We start from the raw sequence: 19,663 nt of genomic DNA, 5'->3' as shown, positions 1-19,663 counted from the left end.
ATCAAAAGCAACACTTAATTCTTTAATACTTATAAAAACCGGATGTCTTTAATAAAAATCGAATGATTATTGCTCTTTGGAAATTTGATAAATACATCATGTTGTCCCGATATGTTTTTAATTGTTTTATTAAATATTTTCCAATTACTTTCTCCTCCCGTTGCTGTAAGAGTTATATTAGCGATCAATGTACCCGACTTTAAATCATCCAGCCATATTTCTACATCACCGGCTTTTGCAACTGCAGCTGTAAGTTCCACCTGAAGTGTCCCTTTATTATTTTTTCCAAATTCAACTCCGGAGATCATGCACCAACCACCATAAGCAGAGGTGTTAGTTACACTTGTAATCTCTTTACCATTTATTTTTTCCACTCCGTAATAGTTACTGTAACCGGCAACAGGCATTGTTGAGAAACCATCCTTACAAATAAATAGGTTAAAATCTGCTGGTTTACCTTCCGCAAATAAACCAACACTTGTTCCGACCCAGGAATTATAGCCTGGTTGCACTTTATCCAGGTTCACAGCACTTATTGAAGAACCAACAGCAGTCCATTTTTTCCCGTCAGCGCTGCAATACCCGGTAAGCTGATGCTGGTTTCTTTCAACTTTCAGCCAAACGGTATTTCCAAATTTGTTGGGGATTTTTCGAACAGCCGTATCAAACCTGAATACGATTTCTTTTTTATCATTAAATCCTGAATAAAGCTGCACAGATACTTTCTGATTGCCGTTGGATATATATAATCCTGCTTTTGTTGTAGTATCTGCAGCATTCAATTCAACTTTTGTGACAGCAGTATAATAATGATCTGTTTCCTTTTGCATAATGCTGGTTCTTCCACTGTCAGGAATAAGGCGGAGCCAACCTTTTCGTGCGTTGAGGGAATAACGGGCTGCATCCTTCTTAGTTAAAAAATGCCACCATAAACCAAGGTTGTTTGTTTCAAAGTAATCTGTTGTAACACTCCTCCATGGAATGTCTGTTGCTGTTGCTTCAGGTATTTCGATTGGAGCCGTTGAAGGCGCCATTCCCCAGGGACGGTCACCTTCCCATATGACAGGATACAATGAAGTCTGACGCCCCTTCCCAGACCAATCATCGTTTCCATATCTTTCATAACTCTGACCTAGTGTCCACCAGGTTCCATCAGCCAGTTGAAGCGGCGCTGAAATATGATTGGGACGACGGAAGCCGGTGCCCGGATCTGTTACTGGTTTAAAAAAATCACCCAGCCTTTCCCATTTAGTCGAATCGGCTGTCAATGCAGTTCCTCTCAGAACATATTGCCCCCCCGATACATCCCCTGCTGGAAAATAATAGTAATATCCATTGCGTTTACACATAACCGGTCCTTCAGCCCAGCTGTATTGCAATTTTGCATTTATCCAGTCAAGATTAATAACGGTATCGGTTAGCTGTCCATTGTTGCCAAGAGCCTGTATGCGGTTAACTTTCTGGCCATTCTTAATAACCATATAGGGCTTACCGTCATCGTCAACGAAAATAGAATTGTCATACCCTAAAGGACCTGTAACTGGATTGGTTTTTACCTGCACCGGTTCACTCCATGGTCCGTAAGGTGAGCTGGCTTTGGAAAACCATTGTCCGTTAGCTGAGAAATAAATCCAGTAAGTACCATAAAAATAAGTGATGGCTCCCTGCCAGACACCGGCTGAAGGCTTGTCAGTTACCCAGTCACTCTTAGATGGTGCCACTACCCTACTGATTACTTTCCAGTGCACCATATCTTTTGAATGATATATGGGCAGGTAGGGTGTAAAATGAAAGCTTGAACCGCAATGGTAAAAATCATCTCCCACTTTAATCATAGTGGGATCCGGATGATCTCCGGGCAAAACAGGATTTACATAAGTATTCACCTCCTGGTAGTTGGCATTGGGTGTGTCATCTTTACCGGTCTGGCTGTATCCGTCTGAAGTAATGAATACCAATAGCAGCAAACAGATCAGACAAAAATGCCTGCGAAAAATATTTTTAAAAAAACAATATTGAATCATCATCTTCTCTTCTTAAATAATTAATAGTTTCAAAAAATACGTCTTAAGAAAATTAAGCCCTTTACCAATGTCGTACCTGGTAAAGGCAACTATAAAAGGAATTCAATCACTTTTTCTTTAACTCCCTTTAACAGGTAAAGACCATTGACATGCAGTGGTCTTTACCTGATATTAATACGATCCTAATATTTACAACATCATTTAATAAGTTTAGGGTTAAGCTTTTTTTCTTCACTGTTGTAAGGGAGATACAAATTTTTGACATCAGATAAAGTTGACTGCAGGTAACTGTATAAACTTGATGGTGCACGTTTTTTAATCGCATCAATTATAAATTGCGTATCCGGGCTTGTCAGCGATGTACCGCGATGCCTCGCCATTCTCATTAAGTCATACCATCTTCTGCCTTCGTAACCTAATTCCAATCCTCTTTCCCGCAGGATATAATTTTCTATTTTCTCGACTGAAGAGTTAACCGAAATCGTATCATTAGCCCTGTTTACAGTGGTGGCGGTAGGCATACCAGCTCTTCCTCTTATTAAATTGATTCTTGAAATGGCATTGGCTTTATCGCCCGCCCTGTTTAAAGCTTCCGCCCACAACAGGTATAAATCTGCCTGCCGGAATATATGAAACTGGTAATCGCTCTGATAAGGTGCTCTCAATGTTTGAGGCACATCGATAACACCTGGCGTAACAGTAGCTAACCCTAAAAATTTCCAGATAACCGGATCACTCTTTAAGCGATTATAGTAAGGAGCACTACCTGTATACGAAGCACCGAAACCGCGATATATTTCGTTGGCAAGATTATTATTGGGCAGACTGTCCGGATAATAAGGGTTGTATGTTTTAATACCATTTAGTGACGGCGCTATCATATATCTTCCACCAGATGCCGGATCGTTTGAAGTCAGCATCATTAAATCATTTGTTTCCCTTGCTTTAAAGTCAAATTTTATACGAAAAATCTGTTCGCCGTATACATAGGATGTCGCATCAAAATTATACCTGAAGATATCAAACCACGCTGCATTACCACTTCCGGGAACATTATCAATACCGGTATTATAATAAGCCTGGCACGCTGCCACTGCATCAGCATATTTATTTCTCCATAAATATATCTCGGCCTGCAATCCGGCCACAGCTTGCTTCCTCACCCTCATAATAGTTTGTTCACCACTCATCCTGAAGCCCGCATCAAAACTATTGGGCACGTAAATATTTACATCAGTTGCAGCAAACGCCTTTTTTAAATCTGCTTCTAATGAATCAAGAATCACATCTTGTGAGGAAGGGGGTATTTTAAATAAAGTATCCACTTTACTGATATCATCAATCGCTTCCCATATAAATGGCACTTTATCAAAATTCTGTATCAAGTGGAAGTAACCATAGCAACGCAGAAATCGTGCCTCCCCAATATATTGATTGCGGATAAAGGAAGAAAAATAGTTAGAATCAAGAGGAATTCGAGGGATATTCTTAATTGCATAATTAGCCCTGTTTATCAATGTATAAAACGGCTGCCAGTCGGTATAGTGATTCTGATCAGTTACCTTATGATTAGCAAGCTCCAATATATCATTGTTGGCGCCCGGACCTGGGGTAACCCAGTCAGCTTTCATTTCACCCAATACCACCCTGTAGTTCACTAAGGGTTGCATTGCCTGGTAAACACCCCGCAACATAAATTCTGCATCCCAGTAGTTTTTAGGGAAGTTAGATTCCAACACTACATCCTTAGGAGTCGGCTCTAAAAACTTTTTACAAGAAATACCTGAAACAGCCAATGCTATAAATAGCATAATTCCTAGCGATTGCACTTTGGTTTTAAAATATTTTTTCATACCCTATTATTATTTTTTTAAAAAATTATTTTTATAATCCTAACTGTACTCCAACAACAACTGCCCTTAAAGGCGGAACATTTCCGTAATCAACCCCATACATAACCGGGTTTGCAAAATTTCCCACTTCAGGACTGTACCCTTTATACTTTGAAAATGTAACCAGGTTTTGCCCTGTGATTAGCAGTCTTGCACTGTTAAATACTCCTTTGAGAGATTTATTTAGCGGGAAATTATAGGACAGTGTCACAGCTTTGAACCGTACATATGAACCGTCTTCTATCCAGCGGGAAGAAAAACGTGCATTACCTACAGGATCTCCATTTTGCAACCTGGGTATATCAGTTTGGTCACCTTCATTTTTCCAGTATCTCAGTACATCTGTAGATTGGTTACTATAATTTGACATAGCCTGAAGTGTGGCACGGCGTGCATTATAGATTTTGCCACCAAAAGCATAATCAATAAAAACAGACAGGTCAAAATGTTTATAGGACAGTGTATTCAAAAAGCCTCCATATACATCGGGGTTTACATTACCCAGCACTTTCTGGTCATGATAATCGATTATGCCATCTTTATTTAAATCTTCAAAAATGACATCACCACCTTTGAAGGGAATAAGATTGTCAGGGCCATTTTTTACATTCACATCTGACGTTCTTGCATAAACTCCCAGGGCATTATAACCCCAGAAGGAACCAATTGAAGTACCCGGTTGAGCAACTGCTGAATAATCTCCATAGGCAAAAGTTGTATCCATTCTGCTGGGCATGGATAATACAGTATTCTTATTATAGGTGAAATTAAATCTTGTTGACCATGAAAGGCCTTTGGGGTTATTAAGTATCTGCCATGATAGAGCAGTCTCAATCCCCCTGTTTCTTACTGCACCTTCGCTTACTGCGTAATTACTAAATCCACTGGTTGTTGGCAGATTGATAACGTTAAAAAGATGATCAGTTTTTTTGTTATAAAAATCAACGCTTAATCCTAACCTGCCATTGGCGGCCTCAAGGTCTATTCCTGTATTAAACTGTTTTGTCGATTCCCATTGAAAATTGGGATTTCCCAGTATCCCGATACTTACAGCAGAAAATATGTACGGGGTAGCTACCAATGAATTAAAAGCATTAATAACACCAACGTTGTCATTTCCTGCAATACCGTAGCTCACCCTCCATTTAAGTTCCTTTATAAATTTCGCATCTTTCAAAAAATCCTCTTTACTCAATCTCCAGGCAAATGAAGCCGAAGGAAAGTAGCCCCACCTTGCTTTTTCACGGAATCTGCTGGAACCATCTGCTCTTAAGTTACCACCGAAAATATATTTTTCGTTATAAGCATAACTAACGGTGCCAAAAAACGAAGCTAATTTCCAGGCCGGCGAAATACTGCCAATTGAATCCAGTAATAACGGATCAGATGTATTAACAGTAATTTGCTGATCTGTTGCAGAATTCACCACTCTTCCATACTTCGAATCAAGTGTGGTAGATTGAAGTGCGCTGCCAATTACTGCATTAAGATCTCCTTTACCTGATTTCGATTTCTTTGAGTAGGTGAGTGTGTTCTCATTTAAAAACATCAGCTCTGTACTTTTCTGATTACTGGAAGAACGGATAATATAACCTGTCTTTACAAAACCGGCTGAAGGGATAAACCTTGATTCGTCCAGACGATTGTAGTCAAACAGTACACCCATGCGCAACACCAGGTTTGGAGAAAGCGTATATTGACCAAGTGTTTTACCGGAAATACGCGTAGAATTATTTTTATTGATCATTCTACCTGATATCGCATTGGGATTATTATGATTATTATAATCCGCACTATCATAATATACCAGGTTAGCTCCTGTAAGATCCTGCTGAAAAGGGGTAAGTGTCGGAGCCTTAAGTGTAGTAAGAAAAAGTTGGTTTGTATTGGGTGCACCACCTGCATCGGACAGTTTCTTATGTGTATTACTGAAACTAAGACTATTAAGAAAGCTCAATTTCTTTGTCACCTTATAATCAAGGTTAAAACGTACATTAAACCTGTTAAAATCAGTATTGGTAATAACTCCGTTTAATTTCGAATACCCGACATTGAGAGAATATTTAGCCACCGCATCACCTCCACGTAAAGTAAGGTGGGAGTTACTAACGAAACCATTTTTGAGTACGAGGTCCTGCCAGTTGGTATTATTATTATAACGTTCTACCTGGTTGGCAGGGGTGGATAATAATAAATACCTCCCAACCCCTTTTAAAATATCGGATTCCGACACGCCGCTTGCTCTTTCTTTCGCCAAAATAAATGACCTGTATTGTGCGGTATCCAAAACCGAAACCAGTTCAGGTTCCGTCATAAGCCCTGTATAAGAACTAATATCCAGATAAGTTTTACCTGCCGTACCTCCGTTAGTTGTAATCAGCACCACTCCATTTGCACCCCGCATGCCATAGATAGCAGTCGCTTGTCCGTCCTTTAGCACAGTGATACTTGCAATATCTTCAGGATGTAAATCTGACAGGGGATCATTGTCCACATTTTTAGCTAGCGGGTTAGCAAACCGGTTAACTTTTACAGGAATACCATCTATAATATATAGCGGTATTGAGCCAGCATTCAGGCTGGAGGCGCCCCTGATATATGTCAATGCACTGATAGCAGAAGTAGACACTGATCTAACACCGGGAAGCTGAGCCTGTAGCATGGTATTTGCCGAAAGCGGTACCATTCCTTTAATGGTGTTGTCATTAACAAGCGTAGATATGCTACTTGTTACAAATTTTTTGTTTATCGAAGTATAACCAATGTTAATAAGTTCAACTTCACTTTTTGCTGCCTGCAGCGAATCACTTTTCTTTTTCAGTTTATCTAATAATGATTGTTGTTGTTGTGCAGCAGTATCATTAACCGTGAACCCGAGAACAAGAACAAGCAAGCCAGCAACCGAATATTTTTTTAATCTAAACATCTGTTTTATTTAAAATTTAGAATGGTCTGTATTATGATATTTATTAAATAATTTGTATTAGTCTACAGGAGTTAATACAAGACATTCCAGGTTTAGCCCTCCTACAACCTTTGTTATAAAATTCAGCCTCTTATCCCCGCTCGTTTTAAAATCATAAGTTCCCAAAACATAACGTTGACGGTAAGTCGGCAGATTTAAAAAGCTGAAATTGTAAGTGGTGATTGAATCGTTGCGGTAATTAAGCTGGAAGGTTCCCCTACCGCCCCCTTTTCCACAAACTTCGATCTGGTATTTACCCCTTTTAACATTTTTAACTACAGTTACGAGAGAATCGTCTATACCATCAGGTTGTACAAAAGTCAGGTAGGTAACTTGTGAACCGTTTACAGTTATACCATCGAAATAGTACCTGAAATTACCTGCACTCGCGTTCGGAGTTGGTGAAGCACCGTTAGCAAATCCCGGTATACCATAACAATAAGTAGCGTTTGACCAGAATGGATGATAAATCTGTGTCCTTTTCTTTGTCTTGCCAGTATACACGAGCGGCTTATTAACATTATGCACGAGTCCGTTACGCATACTAAGATCGCTCGCAGTAAAATCAGAAGTGGAATCAATCAGGTGAGGTGCAGCAAGGTCGAAATAAATCCAGTTTTGTCCATCAAGCACAGATACGGCGCTATCATAACGTTCTATCAGTCCCAACTGGGTCCATTTAGCAGTAAAATGTGTATAGCCCGATCTCACACCATTGCCGGGTATTATATGACTTCTCATATAAGCTACCAGGCTATCTTGCGTGTATCCGTTATAGTTAAGAACGCCCGCAGCTTTCAGCACATCGTCAGTTTCAGCAAAAAGTGTCAGTTTTATTCTCACCCCTAAATTATCCACCAAGTTGGTCAGGGTATCCATTAGCCCTGCCTTGGTCAAACCGGCGGTAATAATGCTGTATTTGTCAGGATTACCTTTCAAAAATTCTCCAATAGTAAGTACCGGTGGATCAAGAACTCCATCCATTTTATGCATATAGCCGTTATAATATTCTATATCGGTTTCATAAATCAATGCAATGGCGTTAGCAACGGCCGTATTTTTATAGCCTTTGGAAATATCAATGTTTACATTATCTCCGCTCGAGGATGGAGTCAGCTGCGGTCCCTGGATAAATTCTCCCGCTTTTAATCTCACGGGCAGGATATGATACCGCAATATACCCGTGAGTACAGAATCGCTGAAATCAGCCAGCCCGGCTTTGCCTTTGAGTTTAAAATACTTTCTGAACGCCTCGTTGTTGGGCGCAAAGAGCGTATAGGGTCCGTAAGAATTCAATACACCTGATAATTTTGTCCTTTCCAGGGCTTCGACCAGTATAGACATACTGGTATCTTTTTTCATTTCATCGAACATCAGGTATTTTCTATCCTGTACCTGGTAAGAAAAGTCCAGCTTTTTTTTACAGGATCCAATCAACAAAACAGTTATTAACAACACACTTAATAATGAAGGGATTTTAAAGCGGTGTAAAATCGTTGAAACTTTATTGATATCCATAACGTTAATTTTAACAGTTAGCAATTAATTATTTATAGTAAGGGTTTTGAACAAGTTGAGGATTGCGGTTAAGTTCATACTGGGAAATTGGCATGTACCAACTCCTTGGATCAATAATCCTGCTTTTGATCAGAGAACGGTCTCCAACTGAACGGGACTTTACCACCCTGTCTATTAAGAAGTCAGGGTTCTTATCATTTGTGGCAATACGTACCAGATCAAACCATCTCTTTCCTTCCAGAGCAAGTTCCATGGCCCTTTCCTGTACGATCAGTTCTATCAGCAGTGAATAAGGCGCATTGCCGTCCAGATAAATGCCATAAGGACTAACACCAGCACGTACACGAACTGCGTCCATTAATTGTATTGCTTCTGTTTTTTGATCAAAGCTTCCCAAATGTGAAAGGGCTTCTGCCTTCATAAGCATAATATCCGGAAGTCGGTATAAAATGAAATTCGGATCATTAGTCGGACGTGCAACCATTGTAGTGGTAGTCAAACCACTGTACTTCCACCAGGTGGCTCCATTTATATAGGTATTGTTCAATCCCCGCACGACATCGGTAGCGCCGTCGAAATAAGTTTTCAGCACATTGTTCATGGTGAAGTTATTTGCAGAGCTGATCAAACCGTTTGTTTCCTGTATGGAGTTATCAAACTGTACTTCCAAAATACTCTCCGCTGTATTTTTCTGACTGTAGATATTGAACCAACTGGCCGACGGTACAAGAGAATAAATACTTGTTGCGTCAAGCACTTTCTGAGCAGCAACAGCTGCTTGCTGGTATTTACCACGCCACAGGTATACATCAGCCTGTAATGCGTGTACAGCTCCTGCTGTAGCCCGTCCGCGGGTATCATTATTTTTTTCGTATGTGACTGGAATAACTGCTTCGGCAGCAGTAAGATCAGCTTCAACCTGGTTTAATACAGAATCTGCCGTTGCCTTAGGTACAAAAAAATTAACCTGGTCATTACTGGGTGCCTGTAAAACCAAAGGAACTTCTTTAAAAGTTCTAACCAGGTAGAAATAACCAAGAGCACGGAGGAATTGGGCTTCCGCTACAATTTTTTTACTGTCGTCTACAGAAAATTTATCATCGACGGCCGGAATTCCTGGAACAAACTCTATCACGGTATTAGCCCTCCCGATCATATTATAAACAGCAGACCAGTCTGAGACAGGTTTTAGTTTATCCATAAACTGGTAATAAGGATAAGTTACATCGTTACTTGATCCTGCTGCCACCAGGTCTGCCCTGTATTCACCCCAGTTCAGGAATTGTGTCACACATCCCTGCAATGCATCGTAGGTTCCCACTATTGAAGCGACAGCATCATCTTTGGTTTTAAAAAAATTCTCTCTTGTAATTGAATTTTGCGGCTTCAGGTCTAGGTATTTTTTACAGCCACTCAATAATAGTGTAACCATTATAGTGGCTATGATTGTTATTGATCGAATATTCAGCTTCATTTTATTTTTTATTATTTTAATAAATTGATTTCCTGTTTATCAAAACCGCATATTTATACCCAGTGTGTAACCTTTTGTCTGGGGGCTTAACCCGGAATCAACACCAATAAAAGACGGACTGCCGCTGATTCCAATTTCAGGGTCGGCTCCCTTATAATCAGTCCAGGTAAATAAGTTATTGGCAGTAATAAATGCGTCCACTGATTTGAGTTTTATCCGCTGAATCATTTTAGCCGGGAAGCGGTACGCCAGTGTCACAAATTTTAAACGGGCATAAGATCCGTTCTCTACCCACCTGCTGGAGGCAAGGGAATTCCTGGTATCACTGGCCAGGGCGCGGGGGATATCTGTTACATCACCCTGCTTACGCCAGCGCCTTAGTACTGATACTGCCTGGTTATCAGTACTGTTCATCTTTTCAAGATTATACCTTAAGTTATTGATGATGTCATTGCCATACTGATATTGTATGAAAAAAGAAAAGGAAAGATTTTTATAATCGAACCTGTTGTTGAGGCCTCCAAAAAATAGCGGGTTTGCATTTCCGATCAATATTTTATCCTGGTCATCTATTATTCCATCATGATTAAAGTCTTCGTAGATTGCATCTCCACCTTTAAAGGGGTTACCATTCTCTGCACCAATTTTCATATACTTTGGAGTTACGCCATCTGCTTCATATACCTTGCCTCCTTTTGCATCCCTTACAATAGCGTCAGCATCTGTTGCATATACGCCTAAATATCTGTACCCATAATAAGTTCCAAGAGGGTCGCCTTCCTTAACCTGGTTTACGAAACCGCCTGTTCCTCCGGTATAGGTAATTGTTCCCCCTGGGAGCTTGGTAACTTTATTCATATTGCGGGCTATATTAAAGGCCGCATTCCATCTCAGTTTATTTTTATTGGCAGACTTCAGGATATCATAATTCAAATCCACTTCTATACCCCTGTTCTGAATATTTCCAAGATTGGTATAAATAGTCCCGCCAGTAGTATAATTGGGACCAAGGATACCGCTCGAACTTGGCAAGGCCAACTGGTACAATAATTTTTTGGTTTCTTTATTGTATACATCCACTGACATAATAAGCCTGCTTTTAAACATTTCCAGATCAAAACCTAAATTCGTTTGCTCCACCACTTCCCACTGCAGGTTATTCAGTTGAGCATTAGATTGGGTGATACCGGTATAGCCTAAATAATTGGCTCCTGCTGAATACTGGCTGATGTAGGCGTAGTTGGGAATATTGCTATTTCCCAATTGCCCCCACGAGGCTCTGAGCTTGAGGTCTGAAATGAAGGTGAAATTCTTTCTTATAAATGGCTCGCTTGAAACACGCCAGTAAGCTCCGACAGAAGGAAAGTTTCCGAATTTTTTGGAGTCTCCAAACTTTGAAGACCCATCCCTTCGCATGGTGAAATCGAAGCTGAGTTTATCATTATAAATGACATTTGCCTTTGCAAAAAATGAAAGGATATTATCATAACCCAAAGATGTGGAAATACTCCTTACACGTGCAGGCCCGTTTAATGTCTGTATCTGGCTTGACGGATTCGCATACCCGCTTTCAGAAAGCTGGCTCGAAGTAAAGGAATTAAAAGTGTTACCTAACAGGAAGACTGTTTTAAATTTATCTTCTTTAAAACTTTTATTGTACGATAATAAATTATCCACTATTACCTGGGTTCTTTCAAAATCCCTGGTGTCAATACGATTGAAGTTATTATCATTCCATATTAATCCTGTTGCTTCAGAAGGAAGATATAGGAATCCATTTTCACCAACAAAATCCAGCGATGTGTTGCTCGTAAATTTCAATCCTTTCAGGATATCATATTCAAGTCTTACGTTAGGTTTCAGGTTAGTGCTGAAAGCATCGTTAGTGACAGTTTTTGCAAAAGCAACGGGGTTATCAGTACCACCCTGTATACCTCCCAAGGATAAATAATTCTGAAGAGGTTTCCCCGTATTCAGATCAACGTCATATACCGGCATGGAAGGATTTTTAATCAGCCCTATATAATAAACGGATCCCTGTCCATAGTTGGCATAATTATTCACTTTGCTTCTTGCGAAATAAATATTGGCTGAAAAGCGCAACCGGTCTGACACCTTATAATCGAGGTTAAATCTTCCTGTAAAACGTTTACTCCCGGTGTTCACAAAAGCACCTGCCTGGTCATTATAGGAAGTAATAAAAGAATATTTTACAGATTCTCCTCCGCCGCTAACATTAAGGTTGAAGTTTTTAGTAGACCCCAGCCTGGTGAGATAATCCAGCCATTTAGTATCCGACTGATAATACCAGTATGAAAAATAAGTAGGATCATTCAATAAGGCCCGTGTAGCGTCATTATATGGATTAATATTACCATTGTTTTGTTCAGCTTCAAGACGCATTACCTTGTATTGAGAACCATTTAACACTGGTATTGAAGGCGGGGCTTCCTGTAACCCGAACTGTGTGTTTAATGTAATATTTGTCAGGTTCTTCTTACCTCTTTTTGTAGTGACAATGATAACTCCGTTTGCAGCTCTTGCACCATAAATAGCAGATGCATTTGCATCTTTAAGGATATCAATACTCTCAATATCCAAAGGATTTAAATCAGCAATAGGATTAATCCTTGCCACACCTGCCTGCGCCGAATTGGTATTATCGAAAGGAGTTGATATAATAGGAATTCCATCAATTATATATAGTGGGTCGTTGCCTGAGCCGATAGAACTGGCTCCACGGATACGGATATCCACACCTGCCCCCGGATCGCCGGAGCTGGAAACAACCTGCACACCGGCAGCCCTTCCTTGTATCATCTGGTCAATGGAAGTAGCTGGTTGTTCCGCAATAACATCTGATTTAATGGATACAACAGATCCGGTGAGGTCTCTTTTTGCTGTAGAAACAAAGCCGTTGGATACTTTCTGGGTTTTAGTATAGGTAACAATAACCGCATCCATTTTATTGGAAGTATCTCTCATAAGGCTAACGTTGATGGCAGTACGACCATTGATCTCGACAACTTTTGACTCATAACCCAGAAAAGCAAAACGCATTTTATTTTTTGTATCAGTTATCCTGAGCGAATAGTTACCTTCATTGTCAGCACTTACACCGCTAACCTGCCGGTCATTTGCATTTATTTCAGTAATTGAAGCGCCTCCAAGTGCTTTACCGGTAGCAGCGTCTGTAACCCGGCCTTTTATTTCAACTTTTGTTTGCGCAGATACCTGGACATTAAAGCCTACCATAATGACAAGCAATGCCAAAAAACATTTCAATCGTTGAGTAACTTTATTCATAAGCAATTTAATTTAATAGGCATACCTTTTAATAAAAGAGAACTTCAGCTGTTTTTATATTTAATAATATTCAATTTTTTTATTGATTAGGAACAAGCAGCTTATCTATCTTATAAACGTAACCGTTTGTCGTTGGTCCTTTGTAAGAATAGGGCTGGGTAATGTTTGCAGTTGCTCCCAGAACAGTAGTTGCATTGGTGCCGCTATTGGTAAAAGTCAGCGTATTATTATTGGCATATACTGTTGTAATACTACCTGTCAATGATGCGGGTGTCGCAAGATTCTGTTCAATAATGTGGTTTTTAATAATATTGGCAAACTGAGTTGATGTTAGGTTCACCCCGTCGAGCACCATTTTTTTAACATCAAATTTGGCTGCGATAAATGCATCATTGGTCGGTGCAAAGAGCGTTACCACTTTGCCGGCTGTTTCATAAGTCGTCATCAGGTTTGATTTCTGCAATGCTTCCATAAACATAGAGAGCTGTGGATCCATGGAAGCCTGTCCAAGTGCACTTATCAACCGGTCAGATGCAGGAAAATTCATTTTAACTACCTGTACCATTCCATTGCTTGCGGCTACATCTGTCCTTAAAAAAGAGGCCGCTGTAAGGGTTGGTATAACCTGGTTATTCACTGAATAATAATTAACTCCTGCAGGTTTTGTAATAAACCTGTTTGCCGTATACCCAACCGCAGTATCTGCCACGAAGTAAGGAAGCAATACCGCCTGGACATAAGTGGGTGAAAGTGCTGCAATTTTATTGGTTACAGTGTTGCTGATCCTTGCAAGAGCTGGTGCAATAAAAGCATTGAGTGAATCATCAATAGGCATCAATATATTCGTATAAACCGGATCGCCTCCCTGGTCAGTTGTCGTTGTGTTCTGCTTGAATTCTATGGAGGTGTAGACATTGGTAAGCAGGCTGTAGGTTTTATAAAATACGGAGTCAATTCTCGTATCTCCGTCCCTGTCATAACTATTAAACCTGTCATAGGCACTGTCTGCCACCACCTGAAGCATTTTGTAAAAAGTGCTGTTTTTGAACTGGGCATCGCTTGCAAGCAACTGTTCAAGGTTTATTTTAGGAATCAATACTTTACCAATTCCATGAATTACGGCATTATCCGCACTTATATCCCGAAGGCTCTTGATTACCGGTATATCGTTCACTTTTAAAGTGTCATTAGATGTTACGTCTATGAGTACAAACTTTCCACCACGGGTCAGGAATAATTTGTCTCCGTAAATTTTATACCGTTGCTGAAAGGAATAGTAATACCACAGGTTATTGGTAATATGGTAATTTAATATTTGAAATAACGTATCGGCCGGTATATCTTTCATTGAAGCATAGCCTTTCGAAGAGAGATAATCCCGGAAGGCGCTATTGACAGGAGCAAATACCGTATACAAACCTCCCCTGTTTATCAAATTGACTAAACCCACCCTGTCCAGACCTTCAGCAAACATAGAAAAGTTGCTGTCCTGCTTCAGCCTATCATAAACATATACAGACGCAGGGCCGGTATTGTCATAATATTTATCAAAACCTTTTTTACAACTCAGAAAAAATGGCAGGGCAAGACATAATAAAAACAGCATTCGTAATGTACGCTTCTGACAAAAAAGATAATTAATCATTCGTTTTTTATTACTTGTTAACAATATTCTTTGATCAATAAAGCTTTAAAACACTTGAATAAGCATAAGACTATGACTCAGGATGACAGCATTGTAAGTCTGCCGTTAACCTGGCAATAAAAAATTCCACATTAAAAATGCTGGGCTAAAAAATAGCTGGAAAGTTTAGCAATCGACATAAACAGTATATATTAAGCTTTATCGTTCTGGTAAAAGTTCATCAACCTAAATCATCCTGACGAAGAAGTTTGACTGCAGATTTTTGAACTTGTTGATGACGAAATTAGCCGCTGCACTATTTTTTTGAGAGTAGATTTGTTGAAATTAATAGCGTAAATGTTTAAATCTATAGAAAACAGCCGTTTTGTAACCAATTTAATATCAGCAAATTACAATAGTGTCCGTAAGATTTATTAATTTGCAGTTGCTTAGGAGAAACTTTCAATGGCCAAATAATTAAATAAAATCTGTTGCAATTATTCTGCAGGTTAAAAATAATTTGGCTATTAACGGCTGCATTAATATGAAACTCCCGTAGTTAACCTGCTTGTAGTTTTTTTTATTGCCAAAACTAAAATTTGATGCCGGATGTTTTTCTTGCACCAAACGCTATTACGGGAAAATATCCCATTTTTGCCATATATCAGAATAATACTATCTACCAAAGATGATCTCTAAAAAGTTATATGTTGTCTTTTTTTGCTTACTTATACCTTTTATTAAGACCTTAGGTCAACAGGATATTAATTTTACCACTATTTCGACAAAGGAGGGACTGTCTTCAAATTCCGTTAATGCCATTGTTAAAGACAGTTATGGCATTATGTGGTTTGCAACTGAAGACGGCCTTAATCGTTTCGATGGAACAAATTTTACTGTTTACAGGCATGTTCCGGGCAATCAAAAAACTATTCAGTCCAATGATATTCCCGCTTTATTTGAAGATGGAGCGGGAAATCTCTGGATAGGACCCAGTGGAGGAGCTTTAGGTCTTTATGACAGGAAAAATGACAATTTTATCAACTACTCTTCCTCAGAAAATCCTGATTTGCCAGATAACACTGTAATAAGAGGTATTTGTAATGATGCACATGGAAAATTATGGATAGCTCATTTTAATGGGGTGAAGATTTTTGACCCAGCTACAAAGGCTTTCTCTGTTTTTTCTCCTGGTTCTGGCTTAACCCTTACTATGTCAGTAATTTGTGTTTTCAGGGACAGCCAGAACCAAATGTGGATAGGATTGACCAAAGGGCTTTTCGTATATAATGAGTCTACAGGGCAAACAAAACAGTTTTTACATGACCCGGCTGATGCTACAAGTATATGCGGGAATACCATTCACAGTATTGTTGAAGACAAAGAAAAGAATATATGGATTGGTACTGAAACCGGCCTCAGTATGCTTGCCCATAACAGCAATCATTTTACAAATTACCTGCACGACGAAGGCAATCCAGAATCAATTAGTAATAGTCATATCAATGCTCTGGCACTTGATGGTGAAAACAAATTATGGATAGGAACTTCTGATGGTTTGAATCTATTTGATAAGAATAGTGGTAAAAGTCTGAGAATAATGTTTGACTCCCGTAACGGACAAGGTATAAGCGCCAAATCCATGACGTCAATATTTGTGGATCAGCAGGGAATTTGCTGGATGGGAACCTATCGCGGAGGTATTAATAAATATGACAGAAATCTGAATCTTTTTAATCTTATTAAAAGTAATCCATTTGATAATAAAAGCCTTATTGCCCCGATAGTTACCTCTTTCGCTGATGCCGACAACGGTAAGGTATATGTCGGAACAGACGGGGGCGGAGTTTCAATTTTTGATCCTCAAAAAAAATCCTTCCAGCAAATTGAACTTATATCCAGCTTACAAAAAACAAAAGCAAGGCTTGCTGTATTAGCACTGACCAATACCCGAAATAATCAGCTATTGGTTGGCACTTTTGCTGACGGGTTATTTGTTCTTGATAGAAATAGCGGCAAATACCGGCAAATAACAAAAGGCGATAACACTGATGATCTCAATTCAAATGAGATATTTTGTATAAAAGAAGACAGTAAAGGAAACCGCTGGGTAGGCACAAATGGTGATGGCATCAATGTACTCAACCAGGACAATAAGGTTATTTTAAGATATACACCCACTCCCCGACAACCCAACGATAAAAGCTTACCCTTGAATGGATTTATACGTTATATAACTGAAGATAAAAACGGAGATTTCTGGATTGCTACACACGGTGGCGGAATTGCCTTCCTTGAAACTGTAACAGGGAGATTTACAGTGTATACCACCCGTGACAGTAAATTACCCAATGACAAAGTAATAACTATAGTAGAGGACAGTCATGGAAATATATGGGTTGGGACCATGGGAGGGGGAATTGGATTATTCAATAAAGCAACACATCAGTTCTCTACTATATCGGAATCCGACGGCCTACTCAATAACACGGTCTGTAAAATTGTTGAGGATTCAAAAGGGTTATTATGGATCAGCACCAATAAAGGACTCTGCACTTTTGACCCCATTGCACGCAAGTTTACTAATTATACTTACCATAACGGAACACAGGGAAGCAACTTTGTCAATCGCTCGGGATTACAATCATCCACAGGATATTTATTTTTCGGAGGACTGGAAGGATTTAATTATTTTAATCCCCAACTGTTAAGAAGAAGCAGTCCCACTCCTGCAGTTTTGATTACTGACCTGAAAATCTCCAATAAAACTGTGTTCCCTGGTGAAGACGCTGCTATTAAAGAAAATATCTCCATTGCAAAAAGAATAGACCTTAACTACAAACAAAATTTTACATTGAGCTTCGTGGGCTTAAATTATACAACTCCTGAACAAAATATTTATGCTTACAAGCTTGAGGGTTTTGACAAAGACTGGAATTATGTAGGATCATCCAATACTGCTTCATATACAAATCTCGATCCGGGCAATTATGTTTTTTATGTTAAAGCCGGCAATAGCAGCGGAGAGTGGAGTACCCAAAGTACATCAATAAAAATTTATGTACATCCCCCATTCTGGAGAACAACTTATGCGTACATTTTCTATATTTTGGTTGTACTTGGAACTTTTGTTTTTATAAGGTATAAAGGCATACAGAAGATACGCAGAAAGTATTTGCTTGAGCAGGAGAAATATCTTGCAGAGCAGGAACGTAAGGAGACAGAACGCATACACGAACTTAATAAGTTAAAGCTTAAGTTCCTGACAAACTTAAGTCATGAATTCCGCACACCTATTTCGCTTATCCTGGGACCTGTTGACAGCCTGATTACGCAGGAGAAAAGCGACAACTCAAAAGCACAACTGGGTATAATTAAAAGAAACGGGAAAAGGTTGTTAAATCTAGTGAATCAGCTGCTGGATTTCAGAAAAATGGAAGAGCAGGAACTGAAGCTTCAGGCTAAAAAAGCTGAGCTTATTTCTTTTATCAGGGACGTAGTGGATTCCTTCCAGGATTTGTCTGAAAGAAAGAAAATAGGATTGGTTTTTAACAGTACAATTGAAAGTTTTACCACGCTATTTGACCATGATAAAATAGAAAGGATCATATTTAACCTGCTTTCAAATGCTTTTAAATTTACTCCTGAAGGAGGCATCATCACTTTCAGTGTTGAAAAGGAAAACAGGAGTGGCGAAGATCAGGCCTGGATAATAGTAAAGGTAAAAGATACCGGTATTGGTATTCCTGAAGATAAAAAAGAGGCCGTATTCGGGCGTTTCTTTCAAACACATTCTCCATCGTCAATTTTAAACCAGGGTTCCGGTATAGGTTTATCTATTACCAAAGAATTCGTAAAAATGCATGGCGGAACCATTGAAGTGGAAAGTGAAATCAGTAAGGGAAGCACCTTCACTGTCCGACTTCCTTTTATTGAGTTTAATGATATTCCCCAGACAGCTGAGCCGGTCGATCCAGTAACAGATAATGACAATGCGCAGTATGATGAAGAGCTTGTGCAACCGGCAGAAGTTACAGACAGCAGTATTGCTGCTGAAGACCTGAAAAAGACATCAATCCTCCTGGTTGAAGACAATGATGACTTCAGGTTTTATTTAAAAGAAAATCTTCGTTTACACTATAAGGTTATTGAAGCAGTAAATGGTGTAGAAGGCTGGCAGAAGACCTTGTCCGCACACCCCAAACTAATTGTCAGTGATATAGGAATGCCGGATATGGATGGAATTGACCTTTGTAAAAAAATCAAGGCAGATAAAAGGACTTCGCATATCCCGGTTATATTATTAACTGCCTTTACAGGTGAGCAGGAACAATTAAAAGGATTGAAAACAGGTGCAAGTGACTATATAACCAAGCCTTTTAATTTTGAGATACTCAATGCGAAGATCAAAAATCTTTTGTTACTGAATGATTCATTTAAATCAACTTACAGCAGACAGGTTGAATTCATCAGTCCGAAAATAGAAACTGAAACTGAATCCGCATCCGATAAACTCATTCAAAAGGTCGTTGCATATATTGAAGAAAATCTCACTGACACGCAGCTGTCTGTAGAGAACCTGAGTAAACACGTGGGTATGAGCAGGAGTACACTTTACAGCAAATTGCTTGAATTGACCGGGCAAACCCCTGTTGAATTTATCCGGTCAGTTAAACTGGATAAAGCGGCGCAACTGCTGGCAAACAGTGAAATGAATGTTGCCGAAATCGCCTATACTGTCGGTTTTTCCACCCCCAATTACTTTACTAAATCATTCCGTGCGAAATACAATATGTTACCTTCGGAATACATCAGTACCATGAGAAAATCAAACAAAAACTAACACTGCGATATAGGAGA

8 protein-coding genes are annotated in these 19,663 nt (G+C 39.3%); 1 reads left to right on the top strand and 7 read right to left on the bottom strand.

Features of this window, described 5'->3' with window-relative positions:
- Positions 1-29: 29 nt before the first annotated feature.
- The 7 genes from QM738_RS13800 to QM738_RS13770 form a co-directional block, all read right to left on the bottom strand.
- Positions 30-2,027 carry a family 43 glycosylhydrolase gene (locus QM738_RS13800; RefSeq protein ID WP_462277311.1) on the bottom strand — a complete coding sequence of 666 codons (1,998 nt, stop codon included), beginning with the start codon at positions 2,025-2,027 and terminating at the stop codon, positions 30-32.
- A gap of 194 nt (positions 2,028-2,221) precedes the next feature.
- The gene (locus QM738_RS13795) at positions 2,222-3,877 is read right to left on the bottom strand and encodes a RagB/SusD family nutrient uptake outer membrane protein (protein ID WP_462277310.1); all 1,656 of its coding nucleotides are present in this window, start codon (positions 3,875-3,877) and stop codon (positions 2,222-2,224) included.
- Positions 3,878-3,908: 31 nt separating this feature from the next.
- Positions 3,909-6,842 carry a SusC/RagA family TonB-linked outer membrane protein gene (locus tag QM738_RS13790; protein WP_462277309.1) on the bottom strand — a complete coding sequence of 978 codons (2,934 nt, stop codon included), beginning with the start codon at positions 6,840-6,842 and terminating at the stop codon, positions 3,909-3,911.
- Positions 6,843-6,899: 57 nt separating this feature from the next.
- Complete coding sequence (locus QM738_RS13785; protein ID WP_462277308.1) at positions 6,900-8,399, bottom strand: fasciclin domain-containing protein; 1,500 nt, start codon at positions 8,397-8,399, stop codon at positions 6,900-6,902.
- Positions 8,400-8,427: 28 nt separating this feature from the next.
- Positions 8,428-9,873, bottom strand: a complete 1,446-nt coding sequence (locus QM738_RS13780) for a RagB/SusD family nutrient uptake outer membrane protein (RefSeq protein ID WP_462277307.1) — start codon at positions 9,871-9,873, stop codon at positions 8,428-8,430.
- Between the two features lie 39 nt (positions 9,874-9,912).
- Positions 9,913-13,179 carry a SusC/RagA family TonB-linked outer membrane protein gene (locus QM738_RS13775; RefSeq protein ID WP_462277306.1) on the bottom strand — a complete coding sequence of 1,089 codons (3,267 nt, stop codon included), beginning with the start codon at positions 13,177-13,179 and terminating at the stop codon, positions 9,913-9,915.
- 79 nt (positions 13,180-13,258) lie between these two features.
- Positions 13,259-14,848 carry a fasciclin domain-containing protein gene (locus QM738_RS13770; RefSeq protein WP_462277305.1) on the bottom strand — a complete coding sequence of 530 codons (1,590 nt, stop codon included), beginning with the start codon at positions 14,846-14,848 and terminating at the stop codon, positions 13,259-13,261.
- 643 nt (positions 14,849-15,491) lie between these two features.
- Between QM738_RS13770 and QM738_RS13765 the strand changes: the two genes are divergently transcribed.
- Positions 15,492-19,646, top strand: a complete 4,155-nt coding sequence (locus QM738_RS13765) for a hybrid sensor histidine kinase/response regulator transcription factor (protein ID WP_462277304.1) — start codon at positions 15,492-15,494, stop codon at positions 19,644-19,646.
- Positions 19,647-19,663: the final 17 nt, after the last annotated feature.

The sequence above is a fragment of the Ferruginibacter sp. genome (genome assembly GCF_049840995.1).
GTDB lineage: Bacteria > Bacteroidota > Bacteroidia > Chitinophagales > Chitinophagaceae > Ferruginibacter.
This window is presented reverse-complemented; position numbering and strand designations above follow the sequence as displayed.